This is a genomic window from Pseudomonas fluorescens, assembly GCF_001708445.1.
GTDB classification, from domain to species: domain Bacteria; phylum Pseudomonadota; class Gammaproteobacteria; order Pseudomonadales; family Pseudomonadaceae; genus Aquipseudomonas; species Aquipseudomonas gorinensis.
This window is the reverse complement of sequence record NZ_CP015637.1, coordinates 5,369,766-5,388,929: the sequence shown is the minus strand read 5'-3', so window position 1 is coordinate 5,388,929 and position 19,164 is coordinate 5,369,766. Positions and strand designations below refer to the sequence as shown.

Annotated in this window: 19 protein-coding genes and 1 pseudogene; 13 read left to right on the top strand and 7 right to left on the bottom strand. The window is 49.7% G+C overall.

All coding sequences use genetic code 11. The features are described 5' to 3' along the window. Positions 1-40 precede the first annotated feature (40 nt). From A7317_RS23955 to A7317_RS23945, 3 genes are all read left to right on the top strand, one after another. Complete coding sequence (locus A7317_RS23955; protein WP_024777066.1) at positions 41-271, top strand: helix-turn-helix transcriptional regulator; 231 nt, start codon at positions 41-43, stop codon at positions 269-271. 3 nt (positions 272-274) lie between these two features. Beyond that, complete coding sequence (locus A7317_RS23950) at positions 275-1,153, top strand: helicase RepA family protein (RefSeq protein ID WP_069076964.1); 879 nt, start codon at positions 275-277, stop codon at positions 1,151-1,153. 232 nt (positions 1,154-1,385) lie between these two features. Next, on the top strand, positions 1,386-1,892 hold the full coding sequence (locus A7317_RS23945) for a hypothetical protein (protein WP_237141779.1): 507 nt from the start codon (positions 1,386-1,388) through the stop codon (positions 1,890-1,892). A 463-nt stretch (positions 1,893-2,355) separates the two neighbouring features. Here the strand turns inward: A7317_RS23945 and A7317_RS23940 are convergent, their stop codons facing one another. The 7 genes and pseudogenes from A7317_RS23940 to A7317_RS23915 all read right to left on the bottom strand — a co-directional run bounded on the left by A7317_RS23940 (position 2,356) and on the right by A7317_RS23915 (position 7,666). Then, entirely contained in the window at positions 2,356-2,955 is a 600-nt protein-coding gene (locus tag A7317_RS23940) for a hypothetical protein (RefSeq protein ID WP_069076962.1), read from the bottom strand. A 615-nt stretch (positions 2,956-3,570) separates the two neighbouring features. Beyond that, entirely contained in the window at positions 3,571-3,882 is a 312-nt protein-coding gene (locus tag A7317_RS23935) for a hypothetical protein (protein ID WP_069076961.1), read from the bottom strand. 2 nt (positions 3,883-3,884) lie between these two features. Continuing rightward, the gene (trbL, locus tag A7317_RS23930) at positions 3,885-5,504 is read right to left on the bottom strand and encodes a P-type conjugative transfer protein TrbL (protein ID WP_069076960.1); all 1,620 of its coding nucleotides are present in this window, start codon (positions 5,502-5,504) and stop codon (positions 3,885-3,887) included. A gap of 193 nt (positions 5,505-5,697) precedes the next feature. After that, the gene (gene trbJ / locus A7317_RS23920) at positions 5,698-6,492 is read right to left on the bottom strand and encodes a P-type conjugative transfer protein TrbJ (RefSeq protein WP_081329248.1); all 795 of its coding nucleotides are present in this window, start codon (positions 6,490-6,492) and stop codon (positions 5,698-5,700) included. 256 nt (positions 6,493-6,748) lie between these two features. Further along, positions 6,749-6,973: pseudogene (locus A7317_RS30290) on the bottom strand (hypothetical protein). A gap of 2 nt (positions 6,974-6,975) precedes the next feature. Continuing rightward, positions 6,976-7,185, bottom strand: a complete 210-nt coding sequence (locus A7317_RS30285) for a TraC family protein (protein ID WP_003380647.1) — start codon at positions 7,183-7,185, stop codon at positions 6,976-6,978. A 106-nt stretch (positions 7,186-7,291) separates the two neighbouring features. Beyond that, positions 7,292-7,666, bottom strand: a complete 375-nt coding sequence (locus A7317_RS23915; protein ID WP_069076958.1) for a TraK family protein — start codon at positions 7,664-7,666, stop codon at positions 7,292-7,294. 363 nt (positions 7,667-8,029) lie between these two features. Here A7317_RS23915 and A7317_RS23910 point away from each other — a divergent pair, with 363 nt between their 5' ends. The 10 genes from A7317_RS23910 (at position 8,030) to A7317_RS23870 (ending at position 18,847) form a co-directional block, all read left to right on the top strand. Then, entirely contained in the window at positions 8,030-8,401 is a 372-nt protein-coding gene (locus A7317_RS23910; RefSeq protein WP_069076957.1) for a plasmid mobilization protein, read from the top strand. Between the two features lie 247 nt (positions 8,402-8,648). Further along, positions 8,649-9,749 (top strand): hypothetical protein, encoded by a 1,101-nt coding sequence (locus tag A7317_RS23905; protein WP_069076956.1) that lies wholly within the window; start codon positions 8,649-8,651, stop codon positions 9,747-9,749. A 365-nt stretch (positions 9,750-10,114) separates the two neighbouring features. After that, entirely contained in the window at positions 10,115-10,759 is a 645-nt protein-coding gene (locus A7317_RS23900) for a hypothetical protein (protein ID WP_069076955.1), read from the top strand. A 6-nt stretch (positions 10,760-10,765) separates the two neighbouring features. Further along, the gene (locus tag A7317_RS30280) at positions 10,766-11,929 is read left to right on the top strand and encodes a helix-turn-helix domain-containing protein (protein ID WP_081329247.1); all 1,164 of its coding nucleotides are present in this window, start codon (positions 10,766-10,768) and stop codon (positions 11,927-11,929) included. 75 nt (positions 11,930-12,004) lie between these two features. Then, complete coding sequence (locus tag A7317_RS23895) at positions 12,005-14,083, top strand: DEAD/DEAH box helicase (RefSeq protein WP_069076954.1); 2,079 nt, start codon at positions 12,005-12,007, stop codon at positions 14,081-14,083. A gap of 6 nt (positions 14,084-14,089) precedes the next feature. Beyond that, positions 14,090-14,755: a DUF2290 domain-containing protein gene (locus A7317_RS23890; protein ID WP_069076953.1), complete on the top strand. Its 666-nt coding sequence runs from the start codon at positions 14,090-14,092 to the stop codon at positions 14,753-14,755. A gap of 257 nt (positions 14,756-15,012) precedes the next feature. Then, positions 15,013-15,918, top strand: a complete 906-nt coding sequence (locus tag A7317_RS23885) for a hypothetical protein (RefSeq protein WP_069076952.1) — start codon at positions 15,013-15,015, stop codon at positions 15,916-15,918. A 202-nt stretch (positions 15,919-16,120) separates the two neighbouring features. Next, positions 16,121-16,321: a transcriptional regulator gene (locus tag A7317_RS23880; protein WP_069076951.1), complete on the top strand. Its 201-nt coding sequence runs from the start codon at positions 16,121-16,123 to the stop codon at positions 16,319-16,321. 831 nt (positions 16,322-17,152) lie between these two features. Next, entirely contained in the window at positions 17,153-18,133 is a 981-nt protein-coding gene (locus tag A7317_RS23875) for a sterol desaturase family protein (RefSeq protein ID WP_024077264.1), read from the top strand. An 81-nt stretch (positions 18,134-18,214) separates the two neighbouring features. Further along, complete coding sequence (locus A7317_RS23870) at positions 18,215-18,847, top strand: NAD(P)H-dependent oxidoreductase (protein ID WP_024077263.1); 633 nt, start codon at positions 18,215-18,217, stop codon at positions 18,845-18,847. The last annotated feature ends 317 nt before the right edge of the window (positions 18,848-19,164 follow it).

The window sequence follows — 19,164 nt, the reverse complement described above, 5'->3', positions numbered from 1 at the left end:
AATAATCGAACCTCAAATGCGACAAAACGAGGAGTTCGGTGTGGAAAAAGAATCGAGGAAGTCGAGCAAAGTGCTCATCAGCAAAAAGCAATTGCTGGCAATGATTCCCTTGTGTGAGCGGACGATTTATAACTTCGAAAAGCAGGGGAAATTCCCTCGTCGCATTGCCGTTAGCAGCCGGAAGGTCGTCTGGGATTTGGAAGAGGTCGAGACATGGATTGATACGTGCAGGCAATCCGGCCCGGCCACGCGTCCCGGAATGGGAGCTTGAGTTGTGGCGATTGACTTACGGGCAGCATTCGAGAACGAACCGCCCACACTGGACTTCATATGGCCTGGCTTCCTCGCTGGCACAGTGGGAGCATTGGTAGCTCCCGGAGCTACAGGGAAGAGCTTCTGGGCGTTGGAAGCGGCGATGGCTGTCGCATGCAGCGTTGCCGGCGGTGATCTTGTAGGGCTTGCCCCCTCATGCGCTGGTCGAGTGGTCTATTTCGCCGGAGAAGATCCAGAAGTCGCGTTGGTGCGCCGCATTCATGCCATAGGCCAGCACTTAAATCAGCAGGCACGCGAGGCCATCGCGCAGAACCTCGTCCTTGAGTCGATCATGGGCAAACGACTAAACGTCATGGATGATCGGCATCTTGCCCGTATCACCGAGTTCTGCATCGGTGCCCGGTTGATCGTACTGGATACACTTAGCCGGATTCACGATCGTGACGAGAACAGCAACGGCGACATGTCTCGGCTTGTCGCCACGCTTGAGCACGTTGCGGCCAGCACCGGAGCATCGGTGCTTTACCTTCATCATGTCAGTAAAGGCAGCGCTCGCGAGGGTCAAGTCGATCAGCAGCAGGCAGCGCGGGGCGCATCAGCTCTAATCGATAACGCCCGTTGGTGCGGCTTCGTGGCCAAGATGACAGAGGACGAGGCAAAGCGACTGAGTGATCGCACCTATGAGCGACAGGCCATTGGCAACGATAGGCGCAAGTTTTTTGTTCGTTTCGGTGTTAGCAAGCAGAACTACGACGCCACCCCGCTCGACCAATGGTACCAGCGCCAGGAAGGCGGCGTTCTTGTGCCGGTTGAGTTGGCGGAAGTGAAGAAAGGTAGCCCGCTGCAAGTCGTAAACGGAAGTGACGATGAGCGGTGGTAACGCCGTGGTCCCCACCAGTTCTATCGCACAGGCCAGAGTGATGCTTTATCAGCCTAGCCAGCGCCCGCGACTGCGGGAGGGTAATTGGGCAGAAACATCATTTGGGCGCTGCCGCGTGACGGGCAGACTAGGACAGAGGCACGCGGACATACTGGAAGCTGTTCTGTACTGCGCAGAACGTCGACGGTCTGTCTCAGATGGTGGCGTAGAACTTCTGGTAGATCCCGCGCGTGTGAGAAAGACACTTTCCGATAGCCGCTACAGCTTCACACAGATCGAAAAGCTGCTCGCCGAACTGCGAGCCGCAACGATCGCAATTGAAACGCCGCAATTTGATTTTCCAATCATCGGCGGATTGATTGACCACGTCATCCCTTCACCCATGACACGTCCCGATCCTCTGACAGGAGGAGCCCGGAACCTATGGCGGGTGCGGCTCGGAATTGCGCTTGTAATGCTCCTTGAGCATGATCTGAGTCTCTACTACGACCCAGCTCCCATTGCGCGCCTCCAGCACGGCATAAGCCAAGCGGTAGCTCGGCACGTTTTGAGCCACAAAGTAGTGCCTACAGGCGGTTGGTATCTAGACACCGTTATCGTGGCGGTAGCCGGACAAGCCTCAAGTCAGGACATGCGCAATGCGCGGCGAAGGCTCAAGGAGGAAGCTGAAGATCTAAGGGGAATTGGGCTTGTACTTGATGGTGATCGCATCAAGAAAAGCAGTGCTTGCAGCAGCTGAAGCGTGCCATACCCGCCCGATGGCGTGTCACACCCGCCCGGTAGCGCGTCACACCCGCCCGAAACGTGCCACACCCGCCCGGGGTTAGCAGGATCTTCAGGATATTCAGTCCTGCGCGGCGCAGCCCGCGCTTAGGCGCGGTCAGGCCTTGCCAGTCGGCCTACGGCCGTTTGGCACCAAAAGGAAGAGCGATTGTCCGTCGAGCGTGCCCGCAGAATTGCTCAGAAGCTTACGTGATGGCCAGTGGGTGCCGATGCCGGGAAATCAAGTTGACCACGCCTTCGCATTGCCACTGACCAGTCATTTGCATTCGACTTAACCAGTTGTTTGCATCAAGTTTGACCAGCGCACTGGGTGCCCGGTCACCGGCAGAATTCGGCCAAAAACCAACGAGTCGAATACGACTACGAAAAATGGGGCAATTGAATGGAAAGAGCTCCTGAGAGCCCTTTCCAAACTGAAGTTACTCTATAACGGGATACCAAGTTGCATAGTTATCGCTGAAATCATCTAGCAAGGGGAATTCCTCGTTGCGCTTACCTTCTACAATGGCCTTATTTCTCTCGAATGCTTCCTTCATATGGTTTTTGCAGAGCTCTTCGGATATATAACACAGTCCATGCCAGCGATGACGCCATGCAATAAGCTGACGATCATTTTCAACTATATACACTGTTTTATTTAGCGATTTGCGAAGGCGCGGGGCCGATTCACCATTCAATGTTCTAGGAACTCTGACCTCTTGTCCGAATTCGTCCCATCCAGCCCATTGACTATAAAACCTTAAGCGAGTGTCGTTGTTTACGGATAGGAATTCGAAATAGGCAATGCCTGGCTTTGGTTGAGCAACCTCACAATATCGGCGCATTAGCGTCGTAGATATATTGCCAATCAAGTCTTCAGATAGATGCTCAACGACCTTGCGGAAGTGATGAAAGTTGTTGAAACCAAACTCTTTGCTGAGATGGGTCAGCCGTTGGCAATAACTGTATTCTCCAATGACGGATATCCGGGCAAGCCCCTTAAGGTCATCGATACATTGCGCTGCGTGTTGATGAAACATTGCTCACTCCTTTAGCCAAATCGGAGACGTGCCTCGATTAGCATGCTGCTTGCAGTGGCTAAATAAGTGGGTAAGTTCACTTAGATTTTTCGTATTTCCCATCGCAGCAGGGAGGCTACTTACGCCTTCCTCCATAAAATCATAAACCCCGCCTTTCGTAAACTATTTTGTATTCTGCGCATCATCTATCGATAGTGACAGAACCATCAGTGGCTGACGCTTTCCACCTTCCATCGAGTCAGCAGCCCTGGATCGCGCTTTTGGCTGAATTTAGTTAGGTGTTCAGTTAGTCCGCGTCTGGCCGATTGCCGCTCTCCACGAAGGGCATCGTTGGGGCGACTTGCCGGAGATCGATGGGCTGAGACAAGTCCGTGCGTATTACTAATGGCGAAGCCCCGGTGCTTTTGACCGGCGTAACCGGGAATAGCCCCCGTGATGAAATATCACGAGTAGCCGCAAGGACGGTGTGTCAACGCTGAGCGTTGTCCGCGGCTCGCGCAGCCCCGGTACAGGGCGGAGGCGTGTTTGGGCCCCAAGCTGGGTATACGATAGGAGGCTTGCTGTCTGGCAAGCCAGCCCCGCGCTAAGGCGGGGTTGCGTGGGACTGGCTATCGGTCACAGTTTCTCATGCTTCACCGTTTCTTTCGCAGCTTGAATGGCCGCCAATACCTGCTGGTTCAGATAGGCGCCACTCTTGCTACCCAGCAGAGGTAAACGATTCAGGGTATGCGCCCCGGCAAACAGGCGATAGGAAGCCGACAAGGCCAGCGGGCTTACTCGAAGCTGCAACGCCGTGTACTGCCGATCCAGCTCATCTAGCTGCGGCCCGTAACCTTTGCTTCGTAGCCACCGGCCGAGTGCCCACATGCCGATGGCGAACGTAAAGGCGAATACTACGAATCCAGCGAACATCAGAAAGCCCATCATGATTATTTCTCCGGTTGATCGTTCGAGGTCATTCCCGGCACCTTGAGCGAGGCGAGGCGGCCGGTAGCAGAGTTAGTGTTCGAGGCCGGACGGATGACGTTAGGCGCAGCTTGTGAAGCTTCCGTGGCCGATTCTGCTCCATTGGCTGGAGTGGTCGAGTTGGTATCGTCGGAAACTGGTGGCGGAGATCCTGCACCAAGAGACAAGGCGTGCGCATTCTCCATTCCTGGCACTGCCATCGAGGCCATCACGCCGATCATCTTTGCGCCACCGTCGGCCGCTTGGGAAAGTGCGCTGCCGGAGATTGCAACTCCCCCTTCTGGTGTCCTCTGCTGGTCTTTGTCGTCGTTCCCCTGTGCGGCCTTTCCGGCCTGCTTGGCGACCTGCTGTACGCCGCTGCTTGGAGAGGACGGCGCGGCCGACGCCTGCCCGGGAGGATTGGCAGAGCTGCCGCCGACCTTCGCGCCTGCGGAACTGGCACCCTTGGCCGCTGCGCCGCCGGTGCTGGCACCCACGCCGGAGGACGCGGCTGAGCCCATAGACGACGCGGCACCACCTGCGGAGCTGGCACCGGCAAAGCTGGAGTTAATCGCCCCCGCCAGACCGCCGCCGCCGAGTCCACCGACACCCGCCGCCCCGGCCCCGGCTGCGCTACCAGTACCGGCAGCACCGAGGGCAGCAGCAGGAGCCGCCGCCCCGGCTGTGGCGATGGTGGCCGCCGCAGCCGCCGCCCCGGCAGCACCGGCCACAGCCATCCCACCAATGGCCGAGCCGCCGCCCATTGACGTCCCGCTAATCATGCCACCGATCAGGTCAGGAATTGTCTTCGTGAGGTAACAGCACACTAAGGCCAAACCGACCATCGTCATCAATGACGCTTCGTCATTGGTGTAGGCGGCCAACCACTGCTTTGCCGACTGTACGATCAGGCCGACAATCAGGGTTAGTACAAATAGCTTGGCGCCAATCGCAACGGTGAAGCGCATTGGCGCAATTGCAAAATCCCGCGTCCATTGCGAACCGCCAAAGCCGAAGAACAGTACGGAAGCATTGATGATGACGTAAGACTCTACGAGCGTGACAAACATGAATGCAGCGATGAAGGCGAAGCATGCCAAAACAAGGATTGCGCATACAGCGATCAGAAGTCCCTTGGCTGGAGAAAACACTGAAATGCCCTCCACCATGGTGCGGCCAAAATCCAGCGCAACTGCCAGCATATCGCCGGGTTCTAATGCACGCCCGAGGCCGCTCGCCGATGCCGCCGCATCGCGGAAGCTATCGACAATGGCTGTCGACCATTCCACCGAATACTTCATGACTGCAAGGAAGAAACCGATCACCAGCACGAAGCGCAGCAGCTCGCCGACAATCTCGCCGAAATCGGCTTGCTTCATGACCAGAGGCATGAACGTCCAGATGAACTGGATCGAGGCCAGCAGCCAGAGCAGTCTGATGGCATAGTCATACAGCTTCCCTGACCACTGGTGCGACTGTTGCAAAACGAGGTCGAGCAGGCCCTGAATCGATGTATCGGCATGGGAAAGGTCGGTCGCGGCTACAGCATCTCCGCCCACGAACACACCGGCCAAGGCGAAGAACAACAATAGACGACGATCCATAGCTAGTACCCCTTCACACCGCCGCGAGTGTTCGGGCGCGCCTCAAATGAGGCATCAGCGTCACGCTGTTGCCGTCGTTGCTCAGCCACGGCAGTACATTCGCTGTTACTTTGAACCACCACGGTGACCATGGAACCGGCCAGTGCGGACCCGGCGCACACCAACGCGATGAGCCTTTTCGAATTAGTCATTCTCAGTACTCCCTCACGCCGCCGCGTGTGTTTTTCCGCGCTTCAAACTGCTGTTCAGTCGCTTCGCTAGCGGCCTTTCGGTCGCCTTGCTGGGCCATGTAGTTGCCCTGCATGTTGATTTGGGTGGCCATCAGATCGCGCAGTTTTTGCAGTTGCTGCACGTTCTGGGAGGCGATCTCGTTGCCCGCCTGTATAGCTTGCATGCGGCCTACGGCTGACTGCGAACGGGCCACCATGCGATCAAGCTGGATGTCTTCAGACTCGAACTTGCTGGTATTGAGGTTTGCCGCCTCGAGTGCCGTCTTTACGTTATCGCTGCCTTGTTCCGACCACTTCTGATAGCGCTCACGAGCTGGTACTTCTGCTGAGTTCGCGGCTTGATTTAGGTAGGACTGAAAGCCGGGGAAAGCGGTGTTGAACTGAGAGTCCATATTTTGGATCTGGCGGCCTAGGGACTGCGAACGGGTGTAAAGGTTGGCCACGTTTTTAAGATCGGCCGCGATGCTGCCAAACATGGTGCTTGGTAAGCCCGTGCCCTGGGTGACCATGTTCTGATACTGCTGAATCTGCGTCTGTAGTTGCTCTGCAGTGTTCAGCGCCGTGTTGACTGCCTCGGCGTACTCAAACATCTGTTGATAGAACGTCGAGCAGTTTGAGCAGTAGATGGCATATGCAGAGGGGGGGGCCAAGTAGAAGCCCATACTGAGACTTGTGCTTTTCATTGCTAAAACAAGGGCAGTACGTATTCTCGATTTCCGAGCCGATGAAATCGGCGATTTCAGCAATTCCGTATTCATGCCGAACACCTCGGTTTGTCATGATTCGAGGTTTGATTATTGACAGGTTTGGCGTGGTTTGGAATATGCGGATAAGTGTCTATCCGCATAGAAATCAATGACTTGCGGGCGTTGGTTGTGTGGGGTTGACTCGCAGCAACCTGATTTTGCTGGCATTTTCTTTATGCATGGACCTGTCTGTCTTTCGGCGTGATGTGGTTTTACGGTCCAAAAAAGCCCACCGAAGTGGGCTTTTTTAATGAAATGGCGTAGCGCATTAGTAGGCTGAGTAATAGGGGTTCTGGGTCCGATAGTGACCACGCTCCGTTTCAGGGATGTGTAGTGTTTCTAGGTGCCAGTTTTCGAGCGAGGAAGCCAACTCCGCCGCGATGCGTTAGGCTTCTCTAACAGCTTTACTAGGTCGCCCGCTGGCTTGACCGAGGTAGGCTTGCAGTTCGTTGAGTTGGTTGGCCAATGCGCTGATGCGGTGAGCGGTTTTCATGATCAATCCCCCTTTCTGATCCTTTCTACTATATTGTCGAATTCTTCCCGAATTTGATCGTCTGTAATTTCAAGATTAACCAATCCTGATTTGATTGCAATTCTCCCAATTCTTTCAGCCGCCTCATTATCCAATTTCGCCAATCTTGCTTTAGCTGTTTCCAGCTCTGAAAGGGCGTCAGAACGACGTTCTGCGAGAGTTTTTCGAGCCATGGGTTCACCGTTTTTTAATGAGGTAAATTTAGACAGACTGAAAAGTTCTACCTCATTTCCTCGCCCAAATTAAAGGGGCTACATAGCCGCGCTATGTCGTGGAGCGTCAGATCAGGTCGTCCCGAGTGTTTCCACTATTCGGGTTGTGGTCGAATCCCGCACGCTTTGAGCCGGGTTTGGGAGGCGGTGTGGCGCTGTGTTCCGGCTGTCCTCTTACTACTCCTGTCGGGACAGATGAGAGGCTTTGCGATGTGAATTGCCCAGAGCCTTTCCTTTGGTGCCCATCGTCTTTTTCCTTTCGTACATACCTGCCGACGTATTTGGTGAATTGCGGGTAGCCAATGCCAAGCTGTTCGGCGTAATCGTCATAGATTGCACGTAGCGGATGCCCTGCATCTATCAGCTTACGAAAGTCATCAAGCCTGGCCAGAAAGGCAACTCGCCCTGCGCCGCGATACACCTTTTTCGGCCCGTCAGTCATTTGGCGTCTCCTGTTTATGTGATCGAATTAGTGCTCGGCACCTGATATAGGTAACTCAAGGAAATTTTAGAAAATTAAAGGAAATTTTTCATATCCTTAGCGAAATTTAACGCAACTCAGAGAAATTTAAGGAAATTATAGGTCAGAAATAGCCGGAAATGGCAGTAGGCGAACCTAAGGAGGGCAAGTTGCCTAGAATTGCGGAAGATCAGACGGCAAGATGTGTGTTGTACGGGTACGGGCAAGCCCGCACCCTACCAACACCTCCCCTTATTCGCCTTCGGCTCAACGTATCTTGCTCTGCGAGGCGCACAGCCGCTGCCGCGTCTAAGAGAAAAAAGCAAGGCAAACACAGGAGCGTCCATGGCAATCGGCACCAAAGAAAAAGCACCAGCTCGCCGACGTGGCAAGCCAATCGAGGTTTGGGTCACTGACGAGGAAAAGGCGGTTATCGCTGATAAGGCCGAAGAAGCTGGAATGTCCCGGTCGGGCTATCTTCGCGCCCTTGGCTTGAACACTCCCATACGGTCGGTCGTTGACTTAACCGCAGTGGCTGATTTAGCCAAGGCCAATGGAGACCTTGGACGTGTTGCCGGGTTGCTAAAGCTTTGGCTCGCGGAAAAGAACGGCCAAGGTGCAAAACCTATAGATGTTGAGGAAATGATGGTGAATTTCCGAGTTCTTCAAGCACAGGTTCGGGATCTAATGAGCCGAATCGTGTATGAGCGGAAATAATAGATTGTGGGGTCATATGCTTGGCTCTTCATCGCATTTCGAAGCGACGGAGAGTTAACAATAGTTGAATCAGTTCTTGCTCTGTGGGGCAAACAAAGACAGCTACAGGATGAGTATTTGCAAATGGTATTTTTCGGCAAGTGGTGAAAATAAATCTGGTGCTAGTAGTTCGGCGAGAGTGCCTTTAGAGACTAGTATATGTAAACGGAAATTTTTGTATAAATGAATAGTCGAGAATAAATCTCACATGGATCTGCAAGAAATTATTAAACATAGCAAGCTTCTTAAAGCTAAAAGCCAGCAAAAGATGGGCGAGAACTTATTCCATTTGCTAGATCAAGTTGAAAGCTCCGTGATATTAGAGGGGCCGTATCGCTTGGTTCTGGATTCTAATATTATTATGCGGCTAGAGTCTTATCGCCAAGGAATTATCTCAGAGGGGCTGCTCTCTATCCTGCTGGCTTTTATGCTTATTAAGAGATTGCCGTATCGCTTCGATCTGGTGGTAAGGCCAACGGTTTTCTATGAATATCTTAGACAAAGAAAACTGACAAGCAGTCATGAGCACTGGCGGAAATTTAAAGAGTTAAAGTATCTAGTCGAGGAGGAATTAGACTCTAAACTATTTTTTGATGGAATTGAAACGTATCAAGGCGCCGAGCATTACCTCAACCTGATACAACACGATTCAGATAAAATCGCTAATACTTTACGGTTGTATCAACAAAAAAATTGGCAGTTTAGTTTTGTGCAGCGAGCAGGCCGTGGTTTTGCAGGAATGCTTTCATCTGACCCAAGGTTTATATTGGTGCCACCAGCGTTTGCTGCGGAAGCATTACATTCCCCTTTAGGCTTAGAGTATTTCGATGAGCGAAGGGCTAGTCGTTTTTTTGTTGAGTATATTGAAAGAAATCTAATTGAGTGCGATCAAAATGATAAGGAGTTTATAGCAAGATTTAATAGTAAAAAAGAATTCCTCTTTACTCGAATTTTAAAGCTTACTCCCAAAGGAAACTTAGTAGGTCTGGCTGACTTGGATCTTTATACGACTTGCAATATTGATAATCAGTTTTCCGATCAAAGTCACTCTCGGTACTCTCCGGCGTCGGCAGCGCTCACGATCGATAGAAATCTAGCACTAGCATTGAGGCGTTCGACTTCCCACCACATCACATCTGGCGAAATTGTCGGCGGACCTGATTTCGCAGATGATATTGATGCAAAAATGGATGCTTTCCAAGAGGAGCATAAGCGAATGCGAGAAAGCGAAAAGCGCCACCGCATAGCTTGGGAAACCAGTAAAGCTTTTGTGGAAGAGCTTCTGACGAACGGAGCTTTCAAGAGCTAGCGTCCAAGGGGTAGAGCGGCTTGCGTTTTTTGTCGCCGATCAGGTTGGTCCTCCACAACACTTTGTCGTGTGAGCTTGTTCAGCATCGACAGCCCTTGCAACCTCCGGAGGCGGTACATAGAGCTCCTAAAGTCGGCACCCTAGGCCAACCTCGAATCAGCCGCAACCCATGAAGGCCTTCAGCAGCGATGTGTGTTAGCAGAGGTCGTCTAATGCGGTTGACTCAGCAGAGACTTCCCTCACTTGAGGCCCGAGTACCTGGAATTTTTAAGAGCGTGATGCGTATGCTTTGTCGATGGCTTCTTGTTTTTCTTCCTCAAATGAGGGAGGATAACCGGAAGTCGAGCTAGCAGGAGCTAGAGAAAATGCCTATGAATGTTGTAGTTTCTGAAGTCGCTGCGCGTCTTGAAGAGCTTGGAGTGTCTGAAGCGTCACTTAGAGAGGCCATCAACCAAGGGCATCTACAGCGCGCTAGGCTCACACCTAACCATCCTCGTATCTTTCCAGGGCTTGAAATGTGGGGGTGGTGTGTGGCCGGCTTACGTGATCAGCTCCGCCCTTTCGGCTGGATCGCTCATGTGGCAGGTAACTACGAATCGACGGTAAATAATTCTCTTGATCTGGCTATTGCAATAGCTTCAGGTGATGAAGCAACGGGTATTGCTCACTCACATCCGTCTAATAGGTCCAAGAAGGGGAAAAACACCGTTGAGGCTGTTGAGGGAAACCGACAAGGAGACTTGTTTATTGAACTTCTACCTGAAAAAACTATAACGGGCCCTTCGAATCATGATACGTGGATTTTGCTGCATCATACCGACATCAATAGGAAGGAAATTCGTATGGAATTTTCTAAGCCTTGGGACATTGGGGAAGATGGTAAAATTACATCCTGGGCTGAACGTATCATTCTGAGCAGCATTTCCTTCGATGACGACATCCAATTGGATGATTTTATCGAGCCCGATGGTATGAATATTAATATCAACATTACTAGAAAAGCCTCTTGACTTACCATGTTTAATGCCATGCGATTTTCCCTTGCTCGGAAGCGGAGGGGAATGAAGAAACGTGAACTCGCCATTTCAATTGGGGTGACCGAGCGCTCTGTGTCGGGCTACGAGAACGGTAGTCAGGAGCCTGAGTCTGGAACGTTGCATCGAATTGCAGAGGCCCTTGGGTTTCCTGAGAGTTTTTTCTTTGGTGACGATCCCGAAATCCCGACTCCAGATATTGCAAGTTTCCGTTCTCTTTCAAAAATGTCGGCTGCTTTGCGTGACTCTGCACTTGGGGCAGGGGCTATCGCTTTACTTTTGAATAACTGGATTGAGTCACGATTTGATTTGCCGGAGCCTGATATTCCAGATCTCGGGAGCGATAGAAATTTTTCAATATTAAATCAGGGTGATTGTAAGTCCCACGAGATTGAGGAATACCCGGCAGCAGGAGCAATTCAAGAGCCGGAGGCTGCAGCAGAAATGCTGCGGGCTCATTGGGGATTAGGGCAAAACTCTATCAGAAATTTGATAGTTCTATTAGAGTCGAAGGGTGTAAGGGTCTACTCGTTGGCTATTGATGCTAAAGAAGTAGACGCATTTTCAATGTGGAGTGGTGGCCGTCCCTTCATGTTTTTGAATACGTATAAGTCCGCAGAGCGCTGCCGGTTTGATGCTGCTCATGAACTTGGGCATTTAGTTTTGCACCAACACGCGCACCCACAAGGGCCAGACTTGGAGAGAGAGGCTAACGCCTTTGCATCTGCTTTTCTTATGCCGCGAGCCAGCGTGCTTGCCAAGGCGCCGCGTTCAGCGACAATTCAAAGCCTTATAAAATTTAAGAAATACTGGTCTGTCTCAGTGGCGGCTTTGAATTATCGCCTTCATACATTAGGTTTGATTACTGACTGGACATATCGAACTTTATGTATTCAGATTGCTCAGGAGGGATACCGGACTTCCGAACCTGAATCAGTACCTCACGAAAAATCAGTAATCCTTGAAAAAGTCTTTTCGGCGTTGAGAGATGAGGGAATAAGCAAGAATCATGTAGCACAACAGTTGGCTATACCTCAAGCAGAAATAAATGAGCTTACATTTGGCCTAATGTTGAATGTGTTAAAAGGCGGAGGGGGGGCAAGCGTTAAAGGCAGTCTATCCTCTCTTCGGTTAGTCAAAGGATAAGTTATATGTTTTGACAAGCCTTTGAATGCGGCAACCGATCATCACTGGGATTTTGTTCTTTTGGAGTGAAGCTTAATGGACTTTGTATTCGGCAAAAAGAAAAATCCTCAGGCGGTTGATGAGTTAGTTCAGTCCCTCCGAGTCCTTGATATTGAGGGTAGCCTATATATCGGTTACCCGATTTTTGAAGTTAATGAGAACGCGGTGCTTACTGATGCGCTGATGGTGACAAAAGATCACGGCGTGGTGGTATTTGATCTGAGTAATACAGCAGAGGATGATCCAGTCGTTGTTGAGGAATATCAAGACGATTTATACAGAGGGTTGGTTAAGCGTTTTTTAGCTGAGAAGGGATTGGTAAACAGACGCGATCTATCCTTCCAAGTAAACGTTTTGTCTTTTAGGCAGGATATACTTGAAGGTGTAGACTCATGCACCCCAGATACTGTTGTTTCGACTGTCCAGCAGTTTGCTGGTATTTCTGACGAGCAATTCAAACTCGTAAATGCTTCGATTCAAAAGACATCAGTTCTTAAGCCTACTAAAAAAAGAACAAAGGTTAAAGATGACGGGTCTTTAGGTTCAACTATAAAGAGAATTGAAAAAGAGATTGCGAATTTAGACCGGTGGCAGAAGAAAGCCGCAATTGAGTCGCCAGATAAACCCCAGCGGATAAGAGGGCTTGCTGGATCTGGCAAGACAATTATTCTTGCTATGAAAGCTGCGTATTTGCATGCGTATAATCCTGAGCTTGTTATTGCCGTTACTTTTCAAAGCCGATCTCTTTACCAGCAATTGGAAAGGCTTACAGATAAATTTTATTTTGAACATAAGCAAGAAGATACGGATCCAAACTTTCTTAAGATTCGTCATGCTTGGGGTAGTACTAGAGAAGTCGGTATTTACTCAGAGATATGTAGTCAGATTGGCATTTCACCATTGAATTTTATGGATGCCAAACAGAAATATACCCGTGAAACTGCTTTTGAGGGAGCTTGCCAAGAAGCACTTGATGCAATCAATGGTGTTCAAGTTGAGCCCTTGTATGATTATTTGCTTATAGATGAAGCTCAAGATTTTCCAGTTTCTTTCTTTAAATTGGTCTATAGATTTGTACGCAGTCCTGAAAAATTAATCTGGGCCTATGATGAGTTACAAAATTTAGGCAACTTCACCATGCTTCCGGCGGATGAGCTTTTTGGGTGCTCCCCTGAGGGTGTTGCACTTGTGCATCTTGAAAATGAGCCAGGTCGTCCTCAGCAAGATATTATGCTGCCGATTTGTTACAGGAACCCTCCTTGGACACTCACCCTCGCTTTGGCTCTAGGACTGGGTATCTATCGTGATAGCGGGCCCATACGCATGTTCCCGGACCCCAGGTTTTGGAAAGACATCGGCTTCGAGCTCGTGTCTGGGGAGTTGTCCCTTGGGAAAACAGTGTCGCTACAGCGCTCATCCTCAAGAACGCCCGACTATTTTTATAGCTTGATGAATGTTGATTCAGCGATAGGATATCAAGCTTTCGATACTAAAGAGTTACAAGGTAAGTGGGTGGCACAGCAGATTCAGCGCGATGTCACTAGCGGTGAACTTGAGTTTAGCGACATCTTGATAGTTTTCCCTGATGCATATACTTTGAATAGCGAGTCCGCTTATGTGATGCACGAGTTGAGGAATTTAAGTTTAAATTGTCATGTTGTAGGGAAAAATAGCAGTCAGGATGTGGTTTTCGTTGAAGACTCTATAGCGATAACGCATATCCATAGGGCCAAGGGTAACGAAGCTCCCATGGTTTACGTCATGAATGCGCAATACTGCTGTTCTGGTTTCGATCTAGGGAAGAAACGAAACTCGCTATTCACTGCTATTACTAGAGCTAAGGCTTGGGTGAGAATTACTGGTGTTGGTACTACAATGCAGTCTCTGGTCAAGGAGATTGATCAAGTCTACGCAAATAATTTCATGCTTAATTTTAAATATCCAACTCGGGAGCAGTTGGATGAACTGGAGAATGCGTACAAGGATAAGTCACCTGATGAGGTGCAGGAGCTTTATCAGGGATTTGGACAGATAAAGAAAATTAAGCGTCTTTTGAAGGAAGGGAAAATAGCTTTGGAGGATTTGCCAGACGACCTCCGTGATATCTTTGAGTGACTCACCATGCCTATTCAGTCTGAAGAGTTAATTGGGGCTATTAATCAGCTGATTTTTGAGTGGCAAAAAACCGGGTTAATAATCGATTCAAGGAACCATCAGGCCTATCAAAAATCGAATGGTTTGGTAGAGGTGACTTGGGGTAACGATGGATATGTTCTGAAAGAAAACGATTTCTCAACCCTGAGCGAATACTGCTCGTTAGTGGAAAATAGACAGTATTCAATGTTGCTCACGGATGGTTCTTTTTTTCAAATTTCTTATGGGTTGCGCAGACGTGAGATTGTTCGCCATCGGCTTTGTTGGTATCCCTCACCTGTCAAATTCTCAGACGATCTAATGGATTCCGGACGCATCATTGATGAGGTCTTGGAGCGAATGGCTAAAGGAGACACGGGTTTCTTTCAGGCCAGAAGTCCTTTAAGGTTCGACTACTCTCCTGACGATGCCAACGAGTTGCATCCTGAAGTGCATCTCCATATAGGCCACGAGGAATGCAGGATTCCTGTTAAATCGGCACTTAGTTTAAGGGCGTTCATGGTATTTATAGTGGACAATTTTTACGCAGACATTAGAGCAGGCTCTCGCTTACATCGCGATGCTTTGACTTGGTTTTGTGGGGATAAGCTTACACAGGATCAAAGGCAGAGAGTACATATCAATGGACTATAATGGTGGACAGGGGTTGCGGCCGAATTTATCTACCATGTCGTTTTTTGCCAGAATCTTAAATATTCTCCTTATAACAATAGGTAGAGGTACGGTAGCTGGGTGAGGCTTTTATTCGAGAAGTTACTGAGTCTAGCTAGTTACTGTCTACCCTGTCGCAGAAAAAAACATAGGGCGCTTCATTGCTATAATTTGCTTGTTCAATCACTAGGGTGTATAGAGTGAAGTATATTTATCTTGACTGGAACGTAATAAAGTACATGAAGGGTCAAGTGGTAACCGATAAGTATGATGGTTTCGAGTTTGAGAAGTTGTTCAATAAGCTGTCAAAAAGGTTTAAATTTCCTTACTCCGAAAGTCATCTCCGAGATTTATTAGTTTCGGATAAAGATGATAATCCGAAGGTAAAAGAAGATCTTGATTACCTTATGTTTGTTTCAGAAGGATTTGGTGCATTTACTGTTGGTCACGATGTTGTGATAAATAAATCTGATGTGCATGAGCATTTTGAATACTTAAAAAGTGAACCCGCTGCTTCAATGGATTTTGATGTGACAGGTGAGTCGTTTGAAATTGATACGGATAAGATGCATAGCGACTCTGCATATAAGAAATTAATTGAAGAAAATGACGGAGTGCTTGATGGTTCTGTAGTTAAGAGATTTATTGAAAGTGCAGCTGTATCGATGGACGATCCTGATTGGTATAAAAATATAAGGGAGCAGATTTCTAGGCTTAAGAAGGATTTTGAGAGCGAGAGTAATACCGTTCTTGACCAAAATTCAGAGTATTATAAAAGTGTTTTGCCCTTTCTTGAGTTTTTAGCAGATGAAGCTGCTGCGGATCATCCGAACAAATTTCCTGCTGCTGTTCAAGGTTTTTTGTCGATAAGTGGTAAGAAAATTGAGGATCTGGAAAATTTAGATAAGCTGCATATTGGCTATCAGTTACTAGACTTTCATCCTGCTTTTAAAGAAAAAATCAAGAAGAAGAACAAGCCATCTAATCTGGTGAGGGATATGTTGAATGTAATCTTTGCGGCTAAGGCAACATATTATGTTAGTGAGGATGGCAATAGTAGAAAAAAAGCAAAGTATATTTATTCCGCTTTTTCGCTTCCGGTAAAAGTAGTAGGTATGAATGAGTTTGTCAGTAGATTTTGCTGATTTATCACGATGCACTAATGATTAACGATTTTTTTATGGAGAAGGTAGGGGCTATAAGTATCCATCCTTTTGCATGTCATCGTATAAATGTATGCATTTACGTGGCGGATCACCGGGAGGAAAAAGCATCTGTAGTCATGGCGCTCTAGGGCATATATCGCATAGCTTTGTACTGCGCAGTCAACAAAGAGGATAGCACCAGTTGAAAAGCCGACCACACGACGAAGCCATGGCTGATCTATTTCGCTTAGATCCGGTCTATGCGGCCGAACTGCTGAGTGAAGTGCGCCGGAACGGCGACCCGGCTGAGCTGACTATTTTTTTGCGACAGATGGCTGTCGCGTTCGGACAAGGCGTGGAGTGGAAGCTTGTCGACGCAGAGGCTAAATTTTCGCCAAAATAGCAGCGTATGGCATATCTCATGGTATTTTCAGTTTTTCTAATTTTAACATACTGATATAAAAGGTAATTTTCTTAGTATTTATAATAGAGTGGGAGTGATCCCCACGCGCTCTTGATGATGCCGTTCCCCGAAATCCCGCGCCTTGGCGCGGGATTTCAATATCCGCTCGATCACACTGTTAATCTCCGAATGTTCTTTTTATAGCGTCCGCTTCAAGTGGCAATACTTGATTGTTGCATTTGCCGGATTCTGTAGTCTCTTGCCCGCCGAACGCATCTTGCGTGATTAAGCTGACGCCGAATAAGCGTAAGTGTCCGGTCGATACTTCTTTTAATGATTATTCCGGTACTTTCCAAAGCGAATATCACCTTCCGGTAGATTCTCCACGGGCTACCAGCCGAGGCTTTGATAAAAACCACTCGCGCGGTGTGCTTCAGTGGTTTCCAGTCATATGTTCTGGTGGTGTTGAAATAGGAAAGCCTCCGCTCTATCCATCAGGCGGCGCCCCCAATCCTTGCCCCTCGAACCAGAGGGTGCCTGGACGGACCTCGGGCGGCTGACACGCTCGGCGAATAGGGAACGGCTCCGTCAGCATGCCCCTAAGACTATCTGTCTGATTCAAATGATGTTTTTAGAGAAAACCTCTCTGAAAATAACCTGTTACGTACCGTTAATTAACCGTTACCCAACTTATCTTGGGCAGTCTGTCATGGGCAGTATCCATATAGCCCGTTGAAATAAGACTCCCGACCGGGCCTGCACGGAAAGACAGCGCGAGGCTATCCATGGCCTCAAAACAAAAACAAAAGAATAAATGGCGAGGTACTTACGATGACGATGTATGAGATCTGGGACTCAATTGTCGCGTTCTATGAACCGACACTGGAAATAATAAGTCTGTGGGCCTGGGGCCTTCCTCTGTTTGTCTCAGTCCTCGCGGTGATGTTCATCATCTCGCAAAAGTGGCAGAGCCCCCTGACCCTCCGTTCTCTAACCAATGCAGCCTTTCCCAAAGAGCAATATGACAACCCCTCATCTCGCGTGGATATGTGGAACGGTATCATCCTGCTGATGCTCGGTTTTCCCCTGGTTGGCGTCTTCGCCGTCAATGGCATCGCCATTGCTGACAATGTAGGCGCTTATTTCACCGCTGAATTCGGCGTCCGGGCCCCCTTGATGACGTCAACCTGGCTGATCGTCTCCGTTCAGTTCCTGACTTATTTCCTCAGTGTCGACTTCGTGGGGTATTGGATACATCGTTGGTGCCATACCAATGCACTGATGTGGCATCTGCACAAGCCTCACCATACCGCTGAGACACTGACGCCCTGGACGCTATTCCGCCAGCACCCCATCGAGTTCTTTGGCCTCAATATTATCCCGGCGGTGGTCGGCGGGGCCTTTACGGGGGTGGTGCTTTATGCAACGGGGAGTCAAATCCACCCAGGCATGGTGGTTGCCGTCACCACAACGGCCTACATCTGCTTCTTCGTTATCGATGTGTTTTCTCACGTCCATTTGCCGATCTCCTACGGGTGGATGAACCGGATCGTTTTGGCCCCTGTCATGCACAACCTTCACCACAGTATGGAGCCCCATCACTGGGACAAGAACAACGCAGTCGTACTGACGCTCTGGGACTGGATGTTCGGAACACTCTACTTGCCCAAGAAGGGCGAGAGCTGGCGTTGGGGATGCAACGACGAAGAATATGGTGCCAACAATCCGCACAACACCCTGAGGGGGTTCTATATCGATCCTTTCAAAACCCTCTGGCGTCACTTGAAGGACGGGCAGAGCCCGAATCCGTGAGGGGTACGGAGCACTGGGCAAGTATCTAGAGCGTAAAGCACGCCAGGCAATCGCTGGCTCAATTCCGTCAAGGGAATCATCATGGCATTGAAAGACACGCTTCATTGGCGCTATGCAACCAAAAGCTACAACGGCGACAAGGTCGCGCAAGAAAAAATTGATCCGATCCTGGAAGCCATACGCCTGGCCCCCAGCAGTTCGGGCCTGCAGCCTTTCAAGGTGTTAATCATCACTAACCGCGAGTTGAAGGCGCAATTGCAGCCGATCTGCGCCAACCAACAGCAAATTTCCACAGCGTCCCACTTGTTGATTTTTGCTGCCTGGGATGAATACACACCTGAGCGGATCAATGGGTTTTTTGAATACAGCAACAAAATACGTAACCTGCCTGCCAGTGTCACCGATGATTACCGGCTATCGCTGCTCGATTCTTTCGGCAGCATGAGCAAGGAGCAGCAGTATTTCCACGCGTCCAAACAGTGCTACATCGCCTTGGGATTCGCGTTGGTAGCGGCAGCTGAACTGGGCGTAGATGCCACGCCCATGGAAGGATTCGACAACCAGGCAGTGAATGCGCTTCTGAAGCTTCCCGAACAGGGGTTGAACAGTTCCGTTCTTTTGGCCCTGGGCTACCGGGATACTGAAAGCGATTGGCTGGTGAAACTCGAAAAGGTCCGGCGCGACAAGGCGCATATGTTCGTGGAGATTGCGTAGGTCTACCCCTGAGAAATTTCCAGCGACACAGGTTGTAATCAACAGGGCAGATTAAATGTGCCTGCATGCCGGTTCAGGCGCCGTTGCCGAGACCCCATGCAGGCCATGTGCTTTTTGCGCAAAGCATTCCCGCACACCCTGATGGGAGACGTCGGCACCAGGCGAAGCGGATGCCCACGTCAGGCCACGCACGTAGGCACGGTGCCCAGCCCGTCTCGGAACGAGCAATGGCTTCGCTACGAGACGACGGGCGATATTGCCTTGCCCCATCTCAGGTTCCTTTAGCCTGGCTCTTCGCTCCAGAAGGAGCTAACCGC

Coding starts and splice junctions, on each gene's coding strand:
- trbL (WP_069076960.1), bottom strand. CDS start 5,504: ATGGATCGTCGTCTATTGTTGTTCTTCGCCTTGGCCGGTGTGTTCGTG.
- A7317_RS23940 (WP_069076962.1), bottom strand. CDS start 2,955: ATGTTTCATCAACACGCAGCGCAATGTATCGATGACCTTAAGGGGCTT.
- A7317_RS30280 (WP_081329247.1), top strand. CDS start 10,766: ATGTTTAATGCCATGCGATTTTCCCTTGCTCGGAAGCGGAGGGGAATG.
- trbJ (WP_081329248.1), bottom strand. CDS start 6,492: ATGAATACGGAATTGCTGAAATCGCCGATTTCATCGGCTCGGAAATCG.
- A7317_RS23935 (WP_069076961.1), bottom strand. CDS start 3,882: ATGATGGGCTTTCTGATGTTCGCTGGATTCGTAGTATTCGCCTTTACG.
- A7317_RS30285 (WP_003380647.1), bottom strand. CDS start 7,185: ATGGCTCGAAAAACTCTCGCAGAACGTCGTTCTGACGCCCTTTCAGAG.
- A7317_RS23910 (WP_069076957.1), top strand. CDS start 8,030: ATGGCAATCGGCACCAAAGAAAAAGCACCAGCTCGCCGACGTGGCAAG.
- A7317_RS23870 (WP_024077263.1), top strand. CDS start 18,215: ATGGCATTGAAAGACACGCTTCATTGGCGCTATGCAACCAAAAGCTAC.
- A7317_RS23885 (WP_069076952.1), top strand. CDS start 15,013: ATGAAGGGTCAAGTGGTAACCGATAAGTATGATGGTTTCGAGTTTGAG.
- A7317_RS23915 (WP_069076958.1), bottom strand. CDS start 7,666: ATGACTGACGGGCCGAAAAAGGTGTATCGCGGCGCAGGGCGAGTTGCC.
- A7317_RS23905 (WP_069076956.1), top strand. CDS start 8,649: ATGGATCTGCAAGAAATTATTAAACATAGCAAGCTTCTTAAAGCTAAA.
- A7317_RS23895 (WP_069076954.1), top strand. CDS start 12,005: ATGGACTTTGTATTCGGCAAAAAGAAAAATCCTCAGGCGGTTGATGAG.
- A7317_RS23890 (WP_069076953.1), top strand. CDS start 14,090: ATGCCTATTCAGTCTGAAGAGTTAATTGGGGCTATTAATCAGCTGATT.
- A7317_RS23900 (WP_069076955.1), top strand. CDS start 10,115: ATGCCTATGAATGTTGTAGTTTCTGAAGTCGCTGCGCGTCTTGAAGAG.
- A7317_RS23875 (WP_024077264.1), top strand. CDS start 17,153: ATGACGATGTATGAGATCTGGGACTCAATTGTCGCGTTCTATGAACCG.